Annotated in this window: 19 protein-coding genes and 1 pseudogene; 8 read left to right on the top strand and 12 right to left on the bottom strand. The window is 67.6% G+C overall.

The window, feature by feature from the left end:
* Positions 1-15: 15 nt before the first annotated feature.
* Positions 16-258, bottom strand: a complete 243-nt coding sequence (locus tag ACZ7CF_RS34915) for a hypothetical protein (RefSeq protein WP_470371776.1) — start codon at positions 256-258, stop codon at positions 16-18.
* Between the two features lie 497 nt (positions 259-755).
* Here ACZ7CF_RS34915 and ACZ7CF_RS34910 point away from each other — a divergent pair, with 497 nt between their 5' ends.
* Entirely contained in the window at positions 756-1424 is a 669-nt protein-coding gene (locus ACZ7CF_RS34910) for a hypothetical protein (RefSeq protein ID WP_470371775.1), read from the top strand.
* Positions 1425-2053: 629 nt separating this feature from the next.
* Here the strand turns inward: ACZ7CF_RS34910 and ACZ7CF_RS34905 are convergent.
* A complete protein-coding gene (locus ACZ7CF_RS34905) occupies positions 2054-2317 on the bottom strand; it encodes a hypothetical protein (protein ID WP_470371774.1) in 264 nt (87 codons plus the stop codon).
* A gap of 266 nt (positions 2318-2583) precedes the next feature.
* Here ACZ7CF_RS34905 and ACZ7CF_RS34900 point away from each other — a divergent pair, with 266 nt between their 5' ends.
* On the top strand, positions 2584-3447 hold the full coding sequence (locus ACZ7CF_RS34900; RefSeq protein ID WP_470371773.1) for a hypothetical protein: 864 nt from the start codon (positions 2584-2586) through the stop codon (positions 3445-3447).
* Here ACZ7CF_RS34900 and ACZ7CF_RS34895 read toward each other — a convergent pair.
* The 6 genes from ACZ7CF_RS34895 to ACZ7CF_RS34870 all read right to left on the bottom strand — a co-directional run bounded on the left by ACZ7CF_RS34895 (position 3444) and on the right by ACZ7CF_RS34870 (position 10202).
* The gene (locus tag ACZ7CF_RS34895; RefSeq protein WP_470371772.1) at positions 3444-4673 is read right to left on the bottom strand and encodes a hypothetical protein; all 1230 of its coding nucleotides are present in this window, start codon (positions 4671-4673) and stop codon (positions 3444-3446) included. The genes ACZ7CF_RS34900 and ACZ7CF_RS34895 overlap by 4 nt on opposite strands.
* Before the next feature lie 593 nt (positions 4674-5266).
* A complete protein-coding gene (locus ACZ7CF_RS34890) occupies positions 5267-7087 on the bottom strand; it encodes a hypothetical protein (RefSeq protein WP_470371771.1) in 1821 nt (606 codons plus the stop codon).
* 392 nt (positions 7088-7479) lie between these two features.
* Complete coding sequence (locus ACZ7CF_RS34885; protein ID WP_470371770.1) at positions 7480-8994, bottom strand: DUF2637 domain-containing protein; 1515 nt, start codon at positions 8992-8994, stop codon at positions 7480-7482.
* A gap of 226 nt (positions 8995-9220) precedes the next feature.
* Positions 9221-9559 carry a hypothetical protein gene (locus tag ACZ7CF_RS34880; protein ID WP_470371769.1) on the bottom strand — a complete coding sequence of 113 codons (339 nt, stop codon included), beginning with the start codon at positions 9557-9559 and terminating at the stop codon, positions 9221-9223.
* On the bottom strand, positions 9556-9879 hold the full coding sequence (locus ACZ7CF_RS34875; RefSeq protein ID WP_470371768.1) for a hypothetical protein: 324 nt from the start codon (positions 9877-9879) through the stop codon (positions 9556-9558). The genes ACZ7CF_RS34880 and ACZ7CF_RS34875 overlap by 4 nt, the downstream gene beginning before the upstream one ends.
* Positions 9876-10202, bottom strand: coding sequence for a hypothetical protein (locus ACZ7CF_RS34870; protein ID WP_470371767.1), 327 nt, complete (start codon positions 10200-10202; stop codon positions 9876-9878). The genes ACZ7CF_RS34875 and ACZ7CF_RS34870 overlap by 4 nt, the downstream gene beginning before the upstream one ends.
* A gap of 235 nt (positions 10203-10437) precedes the next feature.
* Here ACZ7CF_RS34870 and ACZ7CF_RS34865 point away from each other — a divergent pair, with 235 nt between their 5' ends.
* Together ACZ7CF_RS34865 and ACZ7CF_RS34860 are read left to right on the top strand one after the other, a co-directional pair.
* On the top strand, positions 10438-11307 hold the full coding sequence (locus ACZ7CF_RS34865) for a sigma-70 family RNA polymerase sigma factor (protein ID WP_470371766.1): 870 nt from the start codon (positions 10438-10440) through the stop codon (positions 11305-11307).
* Complete coding sequence (locus tag ACZ7CF_RS34860) at positions 11304-11522, top strand: hypothetical protein (RefSeq protein ID WP_470371765.1); 219 nt, start codon at positions 11304-11306, stop codon at positions 11520-11522. Before ACZ7CF_RS34865 ends, ACZ7CF_RS34860 begins: the two co-directional genes overlap by 4 nt.
* 601 nt (positions 11523-12123) lie before the next feature.
* On the opposite strand, the gene ACZ7CF_RS34855 is transcribed toward ACZ7CF_RS34860, so the two are convergent.
* The gene (locus ACZ7CF_RS34855; RefSeq protein ID WP_470371764.1) at positions 12124-12342 is read right to left on the bottom strand and encodes a hypothetical protein; all 219 of its coding nucleotides are present in this window, start codon (positions 12340-12342) and stop codon (positions 12124-12126) included.
* 222 nt (positions 12343-12564) lie between these two features.
* On the opposite strand from ACZ7CF_RS34855, the gene ACZ7CF_RS34850 reads away from it, so the two are divergent.
* Together ACZ7CF_RS34850 and ACZ7CF_RS34845 are read left to right on the top strand one after the other, a co-directional pair.
* A complete protein-coding gene (locus ACZ7CF_RS34850) occupies positions 12565-13500 on the top strand; it encodes an RNA polymerase sigma factor (RefSeq protein WP_470371763.1) in 936 nt (311 codons plus the stop codon).
* On the top strand, positions 13497-14447 hold the full coding sequence (locus tag ACZ7CF_RS34845) for a hypothetical protein (RefSeq protein ID WP_470371762.1): 951 nt from the start codon (positions 13497-13499) through the stop codon (positions 14445-14447). Before ACZ7CF_RS34850 ends, ACZ7CF_RS34845 begins: the two co-directional genes overlap by 4 nt.
* Before the next feature lie 190 nt (positions 14448-14637).
* Here the strand turns inward: ACZ7CF_RS34845 and ACZ7CF_RS34840 are convergent, their stop codons facing one another.
* Positions 14638-14928, bottom strand: a complete 291-nt coding sequence (locus tag ACZ7CF_RS34840) for a hypothetical protein (RefSeq protein ID WP_470371761.1) — start codon at positions 14926-14928, stop codon at positions 14638-14640.
* 247 nt (positions 14929-15175) lie between these two features.
* Between ACZ7CF_RS34840 and ACZ7CF_RS34835 the strand changes: the two genes are divergently transcribed.
* On the top strand, positions 15176-16132 hold the full coding sequence (locus ACZ7CF_RS34835) for a hypothetical protein (RefSeq protein WP_470371760.1): 957 nt from the start codon (positions 15176-15178) through the stop codon (positions 16130-16132).
* A gap of 59 nt (positions 16133-16191) precedes the next feature.
* A pseudogene (locus ACZ7CF_RS34830) lies at positions 16192-16872 on the top strand (sigma-70 family RNA polymerase sigma factor); the annotation flags it as partial.
* 802 nt (positions 16873-17674) lie between these two features.
* Here the strand turns inward: ACZ7CF_RS34830 and ACZ7CF_RS34825 are convergent.
* Together ACZ7CF_RS34825 and ACZ7CF_RS34820 are read right to left on the bottom strand one after the other, a co-directional pair.
* Positions 17675-19576 (bottom strand): protein kinase domain-containing protein, encoded by a 1902-nt coding sequence (locus tag ACZ7CF_RS34825; RefSeq protein WP_470371759.1) that lies wholly within the window; start codon positions 19574-19576, stop codon positions 17675-17677.
* A gap of 5 nt (positions 19577-19581) precedes the next feature.
* Positions 19582-19803, bottom strand: a complete 222-nt coding sequence (locus ACZ7CF_RS34820; RefSeq protein ID WP_470371758.1) for a hypothetical protein — start codon at positions 19801-19803, stop codon at positions 19582-19584.
* Positions 19804-20334 lie beyond the last annotated feature (531 nt).

Below are 20334 nucleotides of genomic sequence, written 5' to 3'. Positions count from 1 at the left end.
GCAGAGTCAGACGCGTCAGCCGCGCAGCGGCGATACCGAGTGGTGCACGCCGACGCCCTCATCAGCCGCGGCCTCGACGCCTGGTCCGAGCCAGGTCAGCACCACGGCCAGCACGATGAGCACGCCGGCGACGAACACCGTCGTCCCGGGGATCAACCCGGTGGCAGACTCGTCTGGGGCCGTGATCTGGTGCAGCCGTGAACCAGCTTGTGGCACGGCGTCGTCGTTCCGTTGCTGACTGAGCAGCAGCATCTCCACGTCCCCCAACGTGGTCGGTCAGGCCACCACCGCGACGAAAAGATCTCCTCGCCCCACTGGTGTTCCCGCGCGCGGATCCGGCTCGTGAACAAGCCGGAGACGGCCGTGCTGGTCAGCGAGCGCTCCGGCACACCGGAGCTCCACACGACCAAACACGTGCCGGCCAGACACTCGCGCACCGTGCGACCCATCGGTTCCCACACCGCGCCCGCGCTCGCAGCGTCTGACACGCCCAGCAGCCCTGCACTGAGCGTGACCAAGACCATGCCCGATCACAGCAGGTGAGGTCAACGACTAACGCGCAACCAAGCAAAAATCGCCTCACACAACTACTGCGTGTAATGACCGGATACCGCGTTCGCGGAGTTGCCGCCAACTGTTGGCCCAGCTCCCTGGCACAGCGCACCCTGACGGGGCATCGGCGCCTGTCCTGATCTGTCGTGAACGGACGCTCGCGACTCGAGCGGGTCGCCACTATCGCCAGGGGGACAAGTCACATGACCACCATGCAACAGCTTCGAGATGCGCTGACCGCAGCCGAGGTCGACGCCCGGGGTCGCCTCATCGATCTGATCGAGAACACCGACGAGCTCACCGCGACACTGCAGCAGTGGTTGCGCATCCCACTCGACCACCAACTGCACCAGCACGAGCTGCGCCCCCCGACCGGATACGAGCGATCAGCACTGCGTTTGCACGAGGGCACTCATCAGATTCTCGCTCGCGCCGGCGTGCTGTGCGCCGCAATTCCCGCATCAACGCGACTCGTCGTCGCGCATGTCAACGCGATCGTTGCCCGGCAACGACTTCCGCAGGCAGCACGAGAAGCACTCGACCAGCACGAACTGCCGCTCGGTGCGCTGCTGCGGCGCTACTCGGTACGCCGCCACACCCACGTCGCTGACCCCGTAGACGACCTCGACGCGACTGGCGGCCGCCAACTGCTCAAAGTGTCCGCCACGCTGACGCTTCCAGGCCGGGGACGTGTCGCCATCGTCGAGGAGATCATCTACCTGGCGGTCCTGCGACCAAGCCAACCCTGTGCGGCACCGGTGATTCCTGGTCCGACTACCGGCGCCGGCACCCGTGGAGGTCGCGCTCATCATCTGCTAGCGACGCCGTCGCATGCCGAGGACTCGCTACGAGCATCTGGGGTTCGCGTCTGACCAGCGGTGACGGGCCCCCGATGGACGCCGGTCGGCGCGGAAACCGGGTTTCCGGTACTACGTGGTGACGGCTGCTGCGGCTGCGTGCCATTCCACTGAGTGACACGGCGAAAGCCTTGCTGCCTCACCACAAGGTTCTGAGGTGCGTCGGCGGCGCGGCACTCCGAAAACGGCGGGTCATCCTCCAGGTTCAGCGGGGGAGCGTTGCCGAAAACCCAGGAACGGGTGCTGTCGGCCTGAACTCCAGGCGGATCCGTGGTGCACTCGGTGAGCACCTCACCTCTGACGCGGCGACGTTTGATGCATAATGACCGTTATGCGTGATAAGTCCTATCCGGAGTGCTGAGGTTGCCGAATTTCCCACGTGTGTCGTCAGCGCCCAGCAGTCCCGTCCGGCGTGCGCCGCGACACACTCTCAGGCCGACAGGCACGCTCGGCGAACCGTAAGAGACACCTCTCGAGCGAGCGTCGAGCGAACCGATCAGTATCGACGGGGATCCGTCACCGTGGCACACGGTCTCGCGTGGCTCGGGTCCGGGACCCTCTCGCACTGCTTCTCAGGGCGCGACTGAGCTGTGCGGTTCCTTCCTGCCGCAGTTGCTCAACGATCACGCATCTATTCAACCCTGTCATCTGTTGGGCTTGCTGACCTGCGCAGACTTGGTCGTTTGGGTGGTTTCGTCGGCATGTCTGAACTTTGTAAGTGCGCGAACCAGGCATGCTAGGGCATGCAGGATGGCCGGACGGTCTCGCGGTTTGGTGTTGCGCAGAGCGAGCCAGGTGATCATGCAGGTGGTTGTGGTCATGATCAGGACGATGAGGACGACAGCAATGACGATCGCGGTGACCTGGAGTTCGCTGCCGAAATGCGTCGGCGTGCTGATGGCGGGCATGGCGTCCATCTAGCCAGGTGGAAATCCGGGTTCCCGCCAGGAACCTCGCGGGGTTGTAAGTTGTGGTGATGGTGCGTGGATCACCGAGCCGTGCTGATTCGGCCCTGCTTGCCGCAGCTGCGGCTGCGGGCTTCTCGGTGTCGCTGTCGCAGCTGGAGCGATGGCGATCGTGTGGGCTGGTGCCGCGCAACGTGAGGCGTTCTCTGGGGCGTGGACGTGGGACAACGTCGAAGGCCCCAGCCGATGCGCTGCCCAGGTTGATCGCGGTGGCAAGGATCGCGCGGCGAGGCCGATTTCTGGTACCGGACAAGGTCTACGCGCGTGTGGTTCACGGGATGCCGGTATCGGACGAGGTTCTGCGGGCCACGATCGTCAGACACCTCAACCGCGTGATCAGAACGATGGCATTGAACTCCGCTGGTGACATGGGTTGGCAGGCCCGCCAAGATCGGGCGCGGCGGCACGGCGGGACGGGACGCCCGCTGAGGTGGGATGAGCTGTTCAGTACCAACGATCTCAATGATCAGCTCGTCGAACCTCCGAGATGGCGAGACGCAGTCGCGACGCTCGCCCAGGCGATGAGCGGGGACACGGATGCTGTGAGCAACGAGGATCTGGCGCGGGCGGCAGCCGTGGTGGCTGGTTCCGCGACGGCGCCCGAGATCGAGGCGGCGGTGGCGCACGTCCGCGTGCAGGAGCGTGAGGGCGAGGAGCTCGTGCCGGTGTTGGTGCCGTTGCTCGCGCTGCACAGGTTGATTGACCTGGCGTGGGAGATCGAGGGAGCGCTGCTGAAGCGGGCGATCGCGGCCGTGACTGTGGTGCAAGCCTGCCACGCCATGCTGGTCCTGCAGGGATTGCTCGAACTCGTGCGCCGCGAGGCGGGACCGACGAGCCTCGACAAGCTGGTGCCGGCGCGGTTCCAGCGGGTGCCGCCGGAGGTCGAGCAGTTGCAGGCGCATCCCGCCTGGCGGTGGTTCACGCTCCCGTCGATGGTCGGTGGAAGGCTCGCGGGGGTGGCGGCGAACACGATCGCGTCGGTGACGTTGGCGGGTGAGCCACTGATGCTGCAGGTAGTGGAGAACTATCGGGACCGGGCGGTCGAGGTAATGGGTCTGCTGGCGGACGGCTAGCGCGTCTGCGTCGAGCGGGGCGCGGGGTCTGCGAGTGCGTCCCACCATGCCAGCAGACAGCTGCGGGTGAGGTGCGCGAAGGAGTGCAGCGTCATCGGCAGGTCGGTGTTCTTCCAGTCGATCGGGCCGGAGCGGAACCTGAGCGGGCCCGTGTCGTCGATACCGCCAGGGTGCTCGGCTCGCGCGGCGATGGGTGGGCGTAGCAGTGGTGCGGGGAAGAGGACGCCGCTGTGGAGGCGGGCGCTGCGATGGTGATAGATCTTCTTGAATCGTTTGAGGATGTCGTCGTGGTCATCCCAGTCGAGTCGCACGAAGTCGAAATCGGGACGGTGCATTGGCGCTGCGGGCGGGAAGGCCTGGAGCAGGCCAGTCAGTTTGCGTGAGACACCGACGCGGCGACGCATGAGCTTCGCTCCGCGGGTCAGCGCGTCCTCGCCGAACTCGGTAAGAAGGCGGGCGAGTTCCGGTTCGGCCTGGCGCAGCAGTTGGACGGGATCCCCGTGGTCGGCGTTGAGGCGTTCAGCGGCGAGTTCGAGTGCGGTGATGCAGTGCAGCCAGGCAAGCTCGGGATCGTGATCGGCGATCCAGAGTGCGTCGGAGAACGCGACCGCGGCTCGCATGAGGTCCACCGCGTGCAGGGCGTGAAGGGCGCCGAAGGTGTGCAACCGCGGTGCGATGGCGTCGAGCGGGACGGCTTGGACCGAGTTCAGTTGCACCATCGGCTGGCCTCGCGGCGCCGGCAACGGCATGGGAGCGTCGTGTTCGAACTGGTCAGTGTGGTGGCCGACCGGGTCGGCGAGGCTGTAGCGGCGAACGGTTCCGCCGGAGCGGCATCGGATGCCGAGCAGCAGGCTGACCAGTGCCGCGACCTCCTGATCTACGCGCAGGCCGAGCCAGTAGTTCTTGGCCTGACTCACTGGTTCGTGGTCCGGTCGTAGAGCTGCTTCGGAGTCCTCGTACTCCCACCAGCGGAGCACCAGCCGGGCGGTGGGTGCCGTGCCCGGCGTGATCGCGCCGGCCGCGGGGTGAAGAGCGACCGCGCCGAGGTCGAGTCGTTCAGCAAACGTGGTGGTATCGGTGTAGAGCAGCGCTTCCTTGCCGGAAATCGTTGAGCCGCCGGCGCGTGCCGCACGCAGTACGCGCCACAGGTGCGGTCCTGGCTCTCCCCTGCTGCCGGGGCCGTCGCCTGCTTGGGGCGCTGCGCTGTTCTTCTCGGGATCGGTCATGGGTTCATCGTCGTTGACGCGGACATGATAGGGGCCTGTTCGTCGGCACGACACGCCCGTTCCTGGTACGCGAAGGCGTTTGACCTGCGTTTTCGCAATGTGAGGTGGTAGACGGAACGCGACGGCTCTGGTGCGTTCGCTTCGGTGCGGCCGGGCAGCGACGCTGGGTGCGGCAATCCGGGTCGCCGAAGACCGCGAGTTCGGCGCGGCTGTGTGTGTCTCTACGCCGGTGGACAGGGTTCGCCTTCTCTGAGCCTGTCTGTGTATCCCTGGGTCTCAGGGTCCTAGGCCTGGGTCTCGGGTGATCGAGACGTCCTTGATCAGCCCAGACGTGGGGGCGACGCGACCGCATGGTTGAGGCAGTTGCCTTTGGCGCCTCTACGTTGAGCGCCGTCGACGACTCACCTGACATGATCGGCAGGCCGCTCGCCACCGGCGTCGACTAGGAGGTGCACCAGCGCGCACGGCAGTGCCCTCACCATCAAACGCATCGCTACTCCCCCTCAGGTGGTGGACCGCGCGGAGCGCGCGGACCACTCCCCCGCTTACCTGAGTCCGATGTGGACTGTTGTTGTTCGCCTGCGGGCGTGGTGTCAGTGTCGGCTGATGTCAGCGGTGAGCGACAGCCACGTGGTGATCATCTGCTCCACCTGCGCGGCGGTGTACCCGCGCGGGTTCTTCGGATCGTTTAGCACCGGGCCGAGCTGGGCGCTGCTGAGCACGTTCTTCGGTCCCAGCAGTGCGGCGAGCTCGCGGTACAGGGCGTCGTTGGCGTCGCCGATGTCCACACCGAACTGAGGCAGTTGCCGACGCAGTTGTGCGGTGGTTGCCGCGCCGCGGCCGTACTGGTGGATGACCGCGCGCATCCCGGCCAGTAGCGGAGGCAGTGGTGCCTGGTCGCTGGACGGCGTCGGTGCCGTGTCGGCGGCGGTGATCCCGGGCAGCGGCGGGAGCGTGACGATCCCGTGGCGGCCGCGTTCCATCGACCTCATGTGGCATTCCTCGCCGGTGAGGCCGAACATCCGGTAGCTGTCGACAGGGACTCCGGGCGCGATGATGTAGCCGCGGCCGGCGTCCTTGGGGTCATCACCGGAGCTGACCTCGAACAGTTCGGGGCGCACACCGTCGCGTCGCAGGGCGGCGTCGATGCTCTGCAGTGCGTCCTTGGGGTCCATGGCCAGGTAGATCGCGGCCTGGATCAGCTTCGTGATCGTGGTGTCGTTACCGAAGAACTGCTTGACCTCCCGCTGGTTGCACAGGATGACGGTGACCGCGGCCTTGCGGCCCTCGACGATGATGGCCAGCACGAGTTCGAGCAGGGCCTTGTTGGCCGCGACCCGGCTGAACTCGTCGATGACCACGGTCAGCTGGGGACCGTCCCCGCCGATGATCCATTCCTTGTCCGACGGCGACCGGCGGCCCTCGCTGATCTCGCGGGTGATCCACTGCATCCGGCCGCGCATCTCGGTGACCGCTGCGGTGAGCATCTGGTGTGCCTCCTGCAGAGTGGTCGCGGTCCGGCGTCCGACGATCGGCCGCCAGGCGACGAACGGGTCGTTGGTCGAGAGGTCGATCGGGAACAGCACCTGGTCCCGGCACGCGGTCAGCGCGTCGCACACCGCCCAGAGCGCGCCGGTCTTGCCCGACCCGATCGACCCGATGATCATCAAGTGGGTCTTGGCCAGCATCAGGAACACCGGGTCACCGGTGACCTGCGCGGCCACCGGCAGCGGCCGGGTGACCGTCAGGCTGCGCGGCGCGTGGTACGGCGCGGCAACGGGGTGGCGCAGCACGTCACGCCAGACGATGCGGAACGTGCCGACTGAGGCGTTGTCCCGGTTGCGCCGCAACGTGATCGACCCGGTCGGGGTCTGCAACGCTCCTTCCAGCCTGCTGACCAGGTTCTGCGGAATCTGCGGCAGTGCCGGGGACTGGATCTGAACGTCCCAGCCCCAGAGGTAGCCGCGGGCCTTGGCCCCGACGACGGTGAGCTTGAGGTGCTCCAGCGCCTCCCGCACGCTGCCGGCGACCTGCCGGTTGGTCATCGCGTCGCGCAACGGGTGCATGCCCAGGTCAGCCTGTGCGCGTCGCTGGTCGCTGTCCCAGCCGATGACGACGAAGGTCAGCAGCAGCCCGAGCAGGATCAGCATCAGGGTGCTCTGGTGCTGCTCGCTGACGGCCAGCCGGTAGCCGCCGTACCCGGCTCCGGGTACGGCGAGAGCGGTGGCGAGCCGACGGTAGAAGCGGCTCCTTTTCAGGTCCTGCAGTTCGTAGTAGGCCCGCTCCAGTGACTTCGCGTCGCTGGAGCGCACCCACTGGTCGACGATCTCGAAGTCGCGTTCCCTGGTACACCAGGCACGGACCGCACGGTGGGAGCGGCCTATCCCCCGCCGGGCGGCGGGCACCACGTTCACTGTGGTCCACGCTGCGCGTGCCCGCACGATCCGGCCTGCGTGCGCGCTGAGGCCACGGTGCTGCCTGAGCATGGGAGCCGGCATCGGGCGTCGAGCCAGAGCCGTCGACGGCACCGCGAGGTCCGCCGGGTACGCATCCGGCATGTCAGTGTCCCCTCGCGCGCCACCGGTGTCCGGCGGGCACGGGGCGTCTGCCCCGTGCCCGGCGTGCGGTGCGACCGGGTGCGGCTGGCCCATGGCCTCCGTCTCCTCGTCAGTGTCCGCTCCCGAAGCTGCGGATGATTGCTGTCCTGGGACGTGCAGGGCGCGGTTGCGACGGAACTGGTGCACGCCGGTGTCCGGAATCTGCGCTGGTCCCTGTCCGTTCTCGCTCACATCGCCCCCTTCTGTCCTCATGCGACGCTCGACGCCTCGCCGGCCGGCACCGCTTCGGTTTCCACCGGCGTGGCAGTGGTGTCGCCAGCGGGTTGCTGTGCGACCAGCTTGCGGGCCGCGTTCATCGCCGCTTGTGCGTTGCCCCACCGGCCACCGAGGACGCGGTGAATCTCGCGTCCCGCCATCTGCGTGCCCGACTCCCGTTCCTGGAGGGCGAGCTTCAACGCGTGCTGCTCCCGCTGCTGCTTGGCCCTCTGCCTGTTGCCGCGCCGCGAGGTCGAGCTGACGGCGGGCCGGAACGTCTCCCCGACCTCGGCGTTCTGGGAATCGCCATCCTGAGCGGGCTCCGCAGGGACGGTTCCTTGCCGCCGCAGCCAGGTGAATCGCCGGCGGCGGGCTGTGGGAGATGAGGCTTCGCCGCCGGCGCCGGTGCCGGGGTGGTCGTCGATGCGTACGAGCTCGGTGAAGTCCATGCCGAGCACGGTGCCCACCGCGCGGGTGAATCCCGTGAGCTCGTTGTGCAGCGCGGTGTTCTGCGCGCGCAGGGCGGGCAGCTCCCGCAGGGCGGTTTGTGCCTGCTGGACGACGTGACTGCGGTGACGTGCACCGTGGCGGTAGCCGCGGTGCCACGCGGACCGCCAGCGTGCCCGGTGTGCCGCCGCGGCTCCCGCGAGCGCGGTCTCGGCGTCGCCGATGTTGTCGCGTACCGCGACCCGGTACGCCGTCCACGTCGAGGCGGGGAACAGCACCCACCGGTCGAGCGGGAAACGTGGCCGCACCGGCCGGGCCACCAGTGCACCCGCCTCGTAGGCGCGATGCCGCGAGCCCCACCACTCGCGCACTTCCCACGAGATCGGGCCGAGCAGGCTCATTGCGGCCATGACCAGCCCGTAGTGGGTGTAGTTGCTCCAGGCGGAGAACAAGATGACGCCCCACATGGCCAGCCGGGCTCGCACCGCCCTGTCTCGGTACTTCGCGGCTTGCCGGGCGATCGAGCCCATCAGCAGGCCGATGCATTCCAACGCGGCCGCGCCGGTCGCGGCGAACACCGGCGCCAGCACCACACCGACCTGGGCGACGAGCAGTCCGCGCAGAAACCCGAACTGGCCGATCCACGCGGTCGCGACCGCGAACACCACCAGCAGCACGATCGTGTTGTCCATCGCCCCGAGCAGAAGCCCGGACCGCCAGACCGCACGCGACGTTCGCCGCCGCATCCGCTCCTGGTCGATCTTGGCCCGCTGCCGTTCCCGCTCGGCGTCGAGCAAGACGTTGCGCTCGTGCCCGCGGCGCAAGGCCGCCAGCTCCTCGTCGGCCTGCCGCGCGCGCTCGGCAGCAGCGGCCTGCTGCTGCAGTTCCTGCACCCGCAACCGCTCCGGTGCGAGCCGCAGACTCTGCTCGGCGTCGAGACGTTCCTGCTCCCGCGCGGCCGCGCGGGTCAACGCGACCGCCTGTGCCTTGGCGACCGGCCGGGGAACCCGACCTTGCTCTGCCACGGGTGACTTCTCCTTGTCCTGCAGCTCAGTGGTCACCGGTCCACCACGGGGCGCTCAGAATCGGCGGGCCGAACAGGCACGCCGTCGCGATCAGCAAGGTGTGCCTGACGGTGCCCGCCGTGTTCGGCCCCAGGGGGACGGACGACGACAGCGGCCCCGGCCACCAGCAGCTCGGCGGTGAACGCAGCAAGGCTGAGCGTGAACAGCCTTGCGCTGAGCGGCGAGCCCACCAGTCGCCGCCGGAGGTGCGTCCCCCGGCGGCTCATGCCGGCACCCGCTCGGCGCGCACGTGCGCCCGGTACGCGGCATCCCGCCGCGCCCAGCTCGTCATGTCCTCCGCGCCGGCCACCAGCCAGCGCTCGTCCAGCTGGATCGCCAGGTCCGAGATCACCCCGGCGAGCACCTCGGCAAGGCGCTGCGCGGTGAACACGATCGCGCCTGCCAGCCACCGCACGGCGGTGAGCACCGCCCACAACGCCAGCGCGATGATCAGCGCGATCCATTGCATGCCCCGGTCGACCTGGTCCTCCCACGCAGCTCCATCGCCGGACAGATCACGTGAGGCAGTGGAACCCGAGTGGGTGTTGGTCGTTCGGCTCATCGCACACCGCCGGTGAGCACTCGGCGCCGGGTCTGCAGCCGGGTGCGGCCACGTGAGGTCAGGTCGACTCGCAGCGCGGTCGTCACGCGGCCCTGCCACGTGACATCGCACGGATCGCCGAGCACGAGCAGGTTGTGCGCGAGCAGCAGCAGCATCACGGCACCCACGTCATCGACCTGGCGGTGCCGCACCAGCGGGATCGCGGGCGTGAGCAGTACCAGTTCGGCGGCCTCCGCGGCCTCGAGCACAGCGTGCCCCGGCCACACGGCAGCAGGCGCGGCGGTGGCGGCCACGGGACTCTTGGCGATCGTGGTGATCATGCGGTCACCTGCCCAGGCGTGAACGACAGGACCACTGCGGCGGCCGCGGTGTGCACGAGGGGGCGGCGCTGATGGCGGCGGACCCGGCGCACGGCGAGCTCGTCGAGCGGGGTGATGATCAGCCCCATCGCCGCGGCGTCGAGCGCGTTGGCCAGGGCGTCAGCGAGCAGGTCCTCGTCGCACACCAGCACGACCTCGGGCGTCGGCGCGGGCACGACGCTCCTCATGCACGGCCCGTCCAGAGCTACTGCGGCGCGCAGACGCGCGTCCTCGCCGGGCAGGATCTGCCGATCAGGTGGTGCGGGTGTCAAGATGGTGTCCATCGGGTCGTGCCTCTCGCGTAGGCGTCGTGACGACTCGTGTCGAGGCCTCGCCGGTAGCCGCCGGTGGGGCCTCGTTCTATCTGAGGTCGAGCTCATTCCCTCGAAAGGGTGCGCCCGCACGGTAGTCAAGGGGACTTGACTGCGTCAAGCCCCCTTGACTCACGGGCGTCAAGAGGGCTTGATTTATGTGCGAACATGACCGCTGACACGCACGTGACAGCAGCCGGAGGAATCCGTGACAGAGGCGCTCGACGAGTTCGCGCAGCGACTATTCGCTGAACTTCGCGCCGAGGAGGACCTGGCTACACGTGTTCGCATGGCCAACACCACCGGCGACAGGCTCCGCGCGATCGAAGGCGAAGTGTCCCGCCTGCGCCGCGAGGCCCTGACAAAGATGGCCGAGACGCTCCGAGGGACCGAGATCGGCAAGCGCACCGGCCTCACGAAGCAGCGCGTCCACCAGCTGCTCAAGACTGGCCCGTGGCCCGAGCGCGCACTTCTGGGCGGTATCGGTCGCCTCACCATCGCTGTGGGAGGCAAACACGAAGCCGGCAAGAGCGACCGCGGTGCCGTCGCCAGCGAGGAAGCGAACGCGGCCTGCCAGATCCTGCACGGTCTCGCCAAGACCGTCGGCGCTGACGCCGTAACCGAGATCGTGCCGCCCCCAGGCGATGTCGACCTCAATCGTGACAACCTCATCGTTCTGACTTCGCCGCGGTTGCTGCCGTTCCTGCGTCAAGTTCTCGCCAACGATCGACATCTCGGCTTCCAGGTCGACCCCCACGGCTGGTACCTCGTTGATTACAGCCAAGACCGCGAGTTCCGGGCGCTGCACAACACTGACGCAGACAGCGACCACGCTTACATCGGTCGCCTTCCCCGCCCGGACCAACGTGGCACCTTCCTGTACCTCGCCGGCGTACACGCAATCGGGACCCTCGGCGCAGCACAGTTCCTCGCTGACCACATCGTGAACATCTACCGCCAGGTCAAAGACGAGCGCTGGTCGACCCTGATCGAAACCCGGTTCGACCCACACACACGGGAGATCACAGCTACCAAGCAGGTAACCCCCATCTACAAGCACGAGGTACCCGCAACGTGATCACCGCCACCCCACCGAGCACACCCCCACCGGCCGCAGGCGACCAATCACTCGTCACCGTGCGCACCGCAGTGATCTTCTTCATCGCACTCTTCATCGCCACCTTGCTGGGCGTACTCACCTACCTGCAGACACACAACACGGCCGCGGCCGGCATCGCCGCCATCCTCGGCTTCGGAGCAACCATCCCCATCACCAACAAGACCATCCACTGAGCACCCGGCGGTTCGCGTTGGCACCGAACGCTGCACTCCTGCGCCGACGTGCTCGGCAATCTCCAGCACCCGATGCCCGTGATGCATCACCACACACGCGACACGGGCGCATGTGTGGCGAGCGTCGTCAGGGTGTTACGTCCAGTTTCAGCGTGTAGGCCCCGATCCTCGAGGTACCGATTCTGATGGGTAGGCGGCAACATGGCGAGCGTCTACGTGAGCGCGTCACACAGCCGATTCCGGTCAGCGACCGGCACGTCGGCACCGGAGCGAAAAGTGGACAAAAGCTTGACATGTCGCCAGCGAGACGGCTGGCGCGCACCGCAAACCCACCGGTCCCCATCAACGCCGAGATCATCACGTTCTTCTCGCACGAGACGACGCCCGAGAAGTCCATGGACTCCGCCTAGGAGCTCGTCGACGCCATCCGCGCGGTGGTCGCCGGCAACGGTGAGACCGCGCCGAAACTCAACGTCGTGCGCTGGATCACCTGCAGCACCACGAGCAGCGCAACGACCGCCACGGCGGGGGCCAGGACGGAGTGGGGTGGCCCCGTGCAACAACGGACTGGACTCCACACCGTGCTCGGCTGTCACGGATGTCAGCGCGGGCTGATGAGCCAGTTGAAGAACGCGATCGCGGCCGCGGTGGCGCCGGCGCCGACGAGCAGCGCCTGGGCGATGTGCTGCCCGGCCCAGACGCTGAGCGCGACTGCGGCGCCGCCTGCCAGGACGGCGAGCAAGAGGATGAGCGCGGTGCGCGGCGTGAACAGGTGCCCGTCGCCAGAGCCGTCGGCGGGTCCGGGGGTCGTGCGGGACATCGGTCTTCCCCTGTCGGTGATCGTGACCGGGACCGCCCCGGCCGTCGATGGGGCTATAGGCCGAGAACCGCAGGTCAGCCTACAAAAAAGATCGCCGGAAAAATCTTGAAGCAATCCGTAGGCTTCCGCGACCGGCCCGACATACGAGGGTTCGTGTCGTCGTGCAGTTCGGCGGCGCGGGCCATCGTCACTTGAGGGCGCGCGGAAGAACGGGAGTGTGGGTTGTCGGAGCCGCAGGCAGGTGGAGCGCATGTCGCGCTTCCGGCTGCTGTCATCGCGGACCTACAACCCGAAGTAGAAGAATCGCTGGTCGAGGAAGCGCTGGCCTTCGCCCGGCTGTTCAAGCCGCCGTCCGGCCGTCCGGCGTTCCCGTTCGTCGACGTGCCCAGCGGTCCCGGCCCGCTTGGGATCGGCGCCGAGAACCCGGAGGAGATCCGCAAGGCCGCCGAGAACGTCGCCAGGCGCGAAGCCGACAGCGAGTTCTACAACCGGATCAGCGCCGCCGGGTTCGCCGGCAGGGAGTATGACCTGCTGATCGCCGACCTGATCGCGTACGCGTTCCCGGTCATGATGTCGTGGCTGGGCCGGGGCACGATCTTCGGCTACACCGCCCAGCGCGGGCGGCCGGTCGTCCGCGACGAGCGTGATCAGGAGCAGCTCGTGCGTGATCGCGACGGCCGCGCGGAGCTGGCCTACGAGATCATCGCCGAGGCCATCAAGTTGTTCCGCGAGAAGGGGTTGATCGGCCAGGGCTGGACGTTCGAGGGCGGCGCGGCGCTGACGACCTTCTTCGTCGGCGCCGGCGTCGCCGTCTTCCCGACCGTGTGGCGGCGCTGGCGCAAAGAGCAACAACGCGACCGCCTCGTCGACCACGTCGAGATGGTGATCGAGGTCGACTCCGCCGCCCGCAAGGTCCTCGACACCTGCATCTGCGACGACCCCGCCGACGTCGTGGTCGCGCACGGGCTCGTGCGTGCCGAGCTCGACACCATGCCGGACAAGCTCCGCCCGGCAGCGGAGCTGATCGTGTTGCACGGCTGCTCGATCGTGGAGGCCGCCCAGCGGCTCGGGACCTCCGCCGGCTCGATCGAGCAGCGCCTGCGCCGCTACCGCCGCCAACGGCTCGGCAACGCCGCCAGGAATAAGGGAGACACATGAACAGGCAACGCGCCCAGAACGACCACGGCGACCGGGACTTCCGCGAGCACGCGAAGTACCTCGCCACCGCCATCACCGCCCGCGGCAACCAGGACAGGGATCTGGCCTTCATGTTGTCGGTGATCGCGGACGCGCCTAGTGACCTACTAAGCCAGGCTGCGGCGCGCCTTCACGCTGCGATCGAGCCTGAGGACGGCGTCACCCCGGAGTTCCGCGCTGACGCCGTCCGCGGGCTGACGCAGCAACTCCAAGACCTGCAGCACCAGCAGAACAACTGGTCCGGTACGGCCGCAGCAGCGGCTCACGAACGCCTCGGCGAACTCACGACTTACGTTAAGCAGGTCGAGGAGGCGTTGGAGATCCTGCGGCTGCTCCACGCATCGTCCTTGGGAACCCCGCGAGCACGAGCAGGACGCCGACACACACCAGCCACGACCGTGAAAGCGGTGCTTGACCGGGTCGAAGCACGCGCGCGTCCCCAGCAGCCCGAGCCGGACACCGTGCAGAACTTCGACGACCTGCGCCACCAGCTTCAGGTCCTGAAGTTCTACGCCGGCGACCCCAGCCTGCGCGGACTCGCCAAGGTCATGAAGACCACCGACAACGCCCGCCCCGCCAGTGCCGGCACCCTGTCCGAGGTCTTCGCTGGCCGGCACATTCCGCAGATCGAGTTGTTCATGAGCATCGTCACCACGCTGCTCACGCAGTTCGACACCAACACCGACCTGCTCGGGCTCCCGCAGTGGCGGACACCGGCGCCTTGGCGCGAGGCATGGGCACGCGCCAAGGTCAACACACGCCCGGACCCGCAACGCACCCGCCGGGTCGGCAACGTCATCCCGCTCAAAGACCAGACAGCGACTTCGGGCTCAGCCCACACCTCTCAGTTGGACATCCCCTTGCCGCCTCCGCCTCCGCCCGAGGAGTCGGATGAAGCTGCTTGGTGATCCGAAGACCACGACCGCGTGAACCAGGCGCAGCACCACGCCCGGCGTTGATCAGAAGCCCAGCCCGCCTCGCCGAGGCCAGCCTCGTCAACGCCGAGCACGTGCGGGGTGGGCGGCAATGGCGATCACGCCAAAGCGCCGCATCGTCGCGCTCGAGCTCCTGCGTCACGACGACGGACGGCGGCGTTTATCACGCACCGCCTGGACCACCGGAGCCGTCGCCGCCGCCTAGGGCGTGGATCGCGTTCGCGATCCGGCGCCACCCTCCGCCCTCGCCCCGCCGCGGGATCAACGCCGACACGATCACCGACACGATCGCCATCGTGATCACGGTCGCCAACCACGGTGGAAGACCCGCCACAGCGATCAACGCGAACGCGAACCCGAACCCGCACACGACCGTCACGATCACCACGACCGCCAACGGCCACGTCATCATCGGCGCCGACTCCGGCTGCGCGACCTTCTTAGCCTTCCCCACGGTCGGTCCCCGTTCTCTTCGGTGAGCCCTTACTCCATGGATCTATGCGCGGACCACGACCACGATGACGGCGACAGCACGGACAGGCAGGGAAATTCGTGATCGCGAACACTTTCAGGGCGGCCGTCATCATCACGCCCAGTTCGACATAGACCCAGTACAAGAACCCCTCGCACAGAAGGCGCACGGCCATGCCGACTCGCACGTCCCACACACTCCCTCCTACCCCACCGTCAGGAGCACCGAGATGAGCGAGAACCCCACGGGGCCCGGTGAGGAGGGCAGTGCTCCGGATCCCCGCGGCACACAAGACACAGGCCAGGCACGACGCAGCAGGCCTGACGAGGCGGTGCACGGGGGTGACCAGCCCTCGGAGCAGTGCAGGGAACCGGAAGACAGCAGCGAGGCCGCAACGGTGCCCGGCGAGCCGGTGCCGGAGATGCCGGAGGGCAACGACGGTACACCGGTCGCGCTCCCGCTCGCCCACGCCGACCTGCTCGCCGCCGACGCCGAGCTGTGTGCGCGGTTCCGCGCCACCGATTGCCGCTCCCCGGAGTTCCGCGACTGGGCGCGAGAGCTCATGGTGTCCACGAAGAAGCTGTTGATCGCCTGGTGCAAGCGCGGTCTCATCTTCAAGAAGACGAAAGAGACTCCTTTTCCGAAGTACGGGAGCTTCCAGGGCTGGGATCTCACCGAGTTGGACAGCCTCGTCCGCGGGGTCCAAGCGGAGGCCTTCTGCCTGCTCCGCGACCGAGGAATCCGCAACGGGATTTGGGATCCTGCCAAGGGAGCGACGCTGCGCGGCTACTTCCTGACAGGCTGCGTACTGGTGTTCGCGGGCAGGTGGAAGTCCTGGGCTCAGCACCACGAACGCTGGTCGCATCTGGAGATGCATGACGACGTCCTCACCTACGCCGACATCGCGGTCGAGTACTCCACGGGCTACGAGTTCGACGCCCAGGCGCTGGTGGGGATGTTGCGAGGAAAGTTGTCGAACGAGCAGATCGACCTTCTGGCCGGTGTAGCGGAGGGCTACACCAACATCGAGATGGCCGAGATCTTCGGCACGACGCCGGAAGCCATCGCCGCTCGGCTGTACCGGGCAAGAACCTCCGCGAAACGCCTGATCGGCCAGCACTACCCGACTCTCGCGGCACCGGACACGACCGAGAACACGAACGACATCGAACGAGAGGAGCGGTAGCCATGTCCGCATCCAGCAGCGACCGTGACAACCTCGGCGAGATGGATTTCGACGAGCTGATGGCACGCTCCTCCGTCAACGCCGGCGCCGCCGCGTCCTACCGCGCGCGCGCACTCGAGAAGGACTACGCGGACGCCGACGCCGTCCTCGATCTGGTCGCCGAACTGGACCAGGCCGACACGATCGAGCAGGACGTTCGTCGCCAGGCGACCCCATCCACACCGACGGACGAGGGCCCACTCGGCCCGAAGACGATCGACAAAGCGGTGGAGGGAGACCGTTACGCCGTCGAGACCGTTCTCAGCAACCTCATGCCGCTGGTCGTGAGGTACTGCCGCGCGCGGCTGGGCCATTTCCCGAAAGCCGCGGACGACGTCGCGCATGAAGCCGTCCTGGCCGTGCTGACCGCCCTGCCAAAGTACCGCGATCAGGGAAGCTCGTTCCTCGCGTTCGTCTACGGCATCGCTGCACACAAGGTCGCCGACGCACATCGAGCGCTAGCTCGTGACCACGCGGAGATGCTCGACCATGCGGTGCCGGCCGACGAACTGGAGGAGTTCACCCTGCAAAAAGAGCTGAACGCCAGGCTCACCCGGCTGCTGCACGGCCTGACAGACAAGCAGCGCGAGGTCATCCTGCTGCGTGTCGCGGTCGGCCTGAGTGCCGAAGAGGTCGCTGAAGCCGTCGGGTCAACCCCTGGCGCGGTCCGGGTCACGCTGCACCGCGCCTTGAACCGACTGCACAGTCCGGAGATCCTGACAGAGACTTCGGCCGCGTCACAGAAAACCGACGAACTCGATGTCGAAGACAAAGCTCCTACAACCCGTCCACAGCGTCGTGCGGCCAAGCGCACCGCGGGTGCCCCCGCTCCGGCCGACGCACCCATCCCGGTCGCCGCTGAAAGGACGCCAGAGCAGCCCGAGGCCCAGTTGCCGGTCACCACCACCCACAGGCGCCGCGCCGCGTCGCAGCCCGCAGGATCACCGGTCCAGGAGAACTATGACCGGTCCTCAAAGTAACGAGCCGGCATTGGCCGCGGCCGGTCTGCGGCACGAACACGAACCAGGCCCGCCGCGGCAACCCTGGAACAGACCTCTGGTCAACACCGGGCGCGGTAGCGCGGCGAGCTTCGTCCAGCCGTCGTCGGACCCGGCTGGACGACTTCGTCGGCCGCGCCCGCCAGACCGGTTTCGCCGGCACGGTGATCACCGGCCCGACCCGGCTGCGCCGCGTGCTGGCCCGCCCCGGATCAAGGCAGCCGCCTGCGGCTGGCGGCGTCACGCTGCCAGCCGCTGGCCTTCCGCAACGTCGCGCTCACCCCCGACAAACACACCGCCACACTTCCAGGACGATGAGGGCGAGCGCCCGCAGCACGATGACGTCAGTCAAGTCGCTCCCCTGCGACCCCTCAACGCACACCAACCCGCCCCCTTTGGCGAGCCAGCGCAACGGCGACGGCAAGCACCCACCGATGTGCTGCGTGATGACGTCGGGACCGTCGCCGCGCGGGCCTGCGCGGTGACGGCTCCAGGAACTATGTGATCATGGCTGAAGCATGGCGTCGGTGAAGGCGAGGATGTCGTCGGACTTGCACGTGTCGGTGGCAAGACCTGAGATAGTCCACTGGATTCTGAGCCGGAGCACGTCTTTGACGTCGACAGAGATCGGTGTGACCTGCCCGTACTTCGCTGTCTGCTCCGACAGGAGCCGGCCGTCACCGAATATCTGCACGGTCGCGCTGAGGGTGGAGGAGTGCGCGAAGTCGCTGAACCCCGCCTTCAGGGTGAGCGTGCGGTAGTTCTTGGAGATGACGTACTCGGTGAACGCCTGCTCACGGGAGCACAGCTGCCTCACCAGAAGTGCCTTGTCGTAGAGCGTTCCGGCGATGATGACCTTGTCGTCGACGAGCGCGGTGGAGCCGGCACTATTGATGGAATGGAGCTCGTAGAGCCCTTTGGCCTTGAGCGGGCGGGCGACGGTGAGTGCGATGTCGCGGTCGAACGGCTCGCCTTCTCGAGGATTCTGTCCGATCACGGTGCCGTCAGGTACCGAGGTGTCGACGATCTCTGACACCGTGAGGGTGACCGTGCGAGGTAGGGCATTCCGCGCATCATCGATTCTCAGGCCGACGAGCTGCGGCGTGGTTGGCTCCCTGACGATGGTGGCGATGCTGTCGAAACTGAACCCGAGCGTCACCACCGCTGCCACCACCAGGATTGCGCGTTTACGTGATCGCCACGGCCGCGTCATGCGGCGTTCGAATCGTCGCTGCTCCCTCAACGACGTCCAGCCCCGCCATGCGCGGAGCAGCACGCTGAGTCTCGACACCGCGGTCGGTGTGCGGGCCACAGCCATGGGAGCGGTGAGACCGTCGGCCAGTGCCTGCAGGACGGCTATCACGCGTTGGGCGCTGGGGCGGGCTTGGGGGTTCTTGGCCAGAAGCCAGGCAATGATCTTCCACAAGCCGTCGGGGATACCTTCGGGCTGCGGCGGTTTGATTTCGTTGTGCTGTCGCAGCACGTCGTAGACAGAGCCGGTGAACGGCGGTACCCCACTGGCGAGCTCGTAGAGCAGCACCCCCAGGGAGTACAGATCCGACGCCGCAGTCGCGTCCTCGCCCAGGATGATCTCCGGCGCGAGATAGGTCGGCGTGCCGATGACGCCCGAGCTGCGGCGGGCACGGTTGCCGGAGATCAAGGCGGCCAGCCCGAAGTCGCTCAGGCGCGGGGTCGCCGGGGTGGCCGACTTGTCGAGCAGCACGTTCTCCGGCTTCACGTCCCGGTGCAGGGCGCCGGCGGCGTGCGCGACGTCCAGCACTTGCGCGATTCCCAGCCCGATCCGCGCGACCGCAGCCGGGTCCATCGGGCCCGACTCCGACAGCTCGGCGCGCAGATCGCCGCCGTCGACGAGGTCCATGACGATCGCGACCGTGCCGCCTTCGACCACGAGGTCGTGGACCTGGACGAGGTTGTCATGCTGCAGGCCGGTCAGCACTGACCGTTCGCTGACGAACCGGGTGACGAACTCCGGGTCGTCGGCGAGGTCGCTGCGCAAGACCTTGAATGCGAACTTGCGGCCGTGGTTGTCGGTGCCCGCGAAGACGCGACCCATCACGCCGCTGCCGATCGCCACGGTGTTCAGCCGGTAGCGGCTGCCGAGCCGTTGGGTCGCGGTGACGCCGATCTGTTCGGAGTAGCCCTTCCAGCGTTGCTGCCACTCCTCGACGTCACCACCACATGCCTCGACGAACGCGCGTGTCAGCTGCCAGTTGGGGAAGGACTTGCCGCTGGCAGCGCCGGACAGGGAAGGCGCCGAGTAGTGCGCCTTCCCTGCCATCTCGCGGTAACTGAGCCCTGCCTCGCTCCTCAGCGCGCGCAACTCCAGGGCGAACCTGGCGTGCGGTCCTGCGTCGGGGTCCAGCGGCTTCTCAGGTCGCCCGGCCACGAGATTCAGGCCGTCGACGGGCCCGGTGCCATGCCCGGTCTCGCGTGAGCGGGGCCGGGCAGCCACGGCGCGCGTACGCCGGCGATGGCCTTGACGACCTGCCCGAGCACGGCGGTCAACAGCAGCGGCACCGCGAACGCCTCGATCGGGTCCAGCCCCAACGCCAGCAGGACGCAAACCTCGGTGGCGAACACGACGTGGGCGACGACCGCCCACCATGGCGGCAACTCCCACCACTGAGGCCGCAGGCGTGCGGGAAGCGGCAAACACAACATCAGGACAGGCATCAGTGCCCGCCCTCGCGGTAGTGACAGCACGAAGGTCTCCTCGACAGAGGTCTCGATGGCCCGGATGTCACGCCGTCAGCGACGACGTCGACGAGCCCGTCTCGCGTCCAGTCCGGACCGCGCCACACGGTTCGGGGCTGAACGACAGGTTCGCTCACGCCGAGTATGCGATCGGCGCGGCGACGGGGACTAGCCGCTGAAAGCCGAAGCTGTCACTCCGATCAATCACGCCAGGCGGAATCGCGTCACCAAGATCCCCTTACAAGCTGACAGGCGGCGCCGCACCCTGTGGTGTCAACGCAGGTCAGGGATTGATGTGTTGGGTGAAGCCGCGCTCTGAGACAGTCAAGGCTTGGTTATCAATCGTACGAGCCGAGACCATGGACAGGCCTCGAGCACGCCGTCTGGATTGGCCCGGATGTCACGCATCGAGCACGGCCTCCTGGCGCCACCGGGAGGCCACTTCACTTT

It is taken from the genome of Lentzea sp. NPDC036955, assembly GCF_055608005.1.
This window is presented reverse-complemented; position numbering and strand designations above follow the sequence as displayed.

Bases quoted from the DNA above. Each gene is read 5' to 3' on its own strand.
- ACZ7CF_RS34845 (WP_470371762.1), top strand. From the start codon at position 13,497: ATGAACAGGCAACGCGCCCAGAACGACCACGGCGACCGGGACTTCCGC.
- ACZ7CF_RS34880 (WP_470371769.1), bottom strand. From the start codon at position 9,559: ATGAGCCGAACGACCAACACCCACTCGGGTTCCACTGCCTCACGTGAT.
- ACZ7CF_RS34835 (WP_470371760.1), top strand. From the start codon at position 15,176: ATGAGCGAGAACCCCACGGGGCCCGGTGAGGAGGGCAGTGCTCCGGAT.
- ACZ7CF_RS34870 (WP_470371767.1), bottom strand. From the start codon at position 10,202: ATGGACACCATCTTGACACCCGCACCACCTGATCGGCAGATCCTGCCC.
- ACZ7CF_RS34855 (WP_470371764.1), bottom strand. From the start codon at position 12,342: ATGTCCCGCACGACCCCCGGACCCGCCGACGGCTCTGGCGACGGGCAC.
- ACZ7CF_RS34905 (WP_470371774.1), bottom strand. From the start codon at position 2,317: ATGCCCGCCATCAGCACGCCGACGCATTTCGGCAGCGAACTCCAGGTC.
- ACZ7CF_RS34875 (WP_470371768.1), bottom strand. From the start codon at position 9,879: ATGATCACCACGATCGCCAAGAGTCCCGTGGCCGCCACCGCCGCGCCT.
- ACZ7CF_RS34895 (WP_470371772.1), bottom strand. From the start codon at position 4,673: ATGACCGATCCCGAGAAGAACAGCGCAGCGCCCCAAGCAGGCGACGGC.
- ACZ7CF_RS34910 (WP_470371775.1), top strand. From the start codon at position 756: ATGACCACCATGCAACAGCTTCGAGATGCGCTGACCGCAGCCGAGGTC.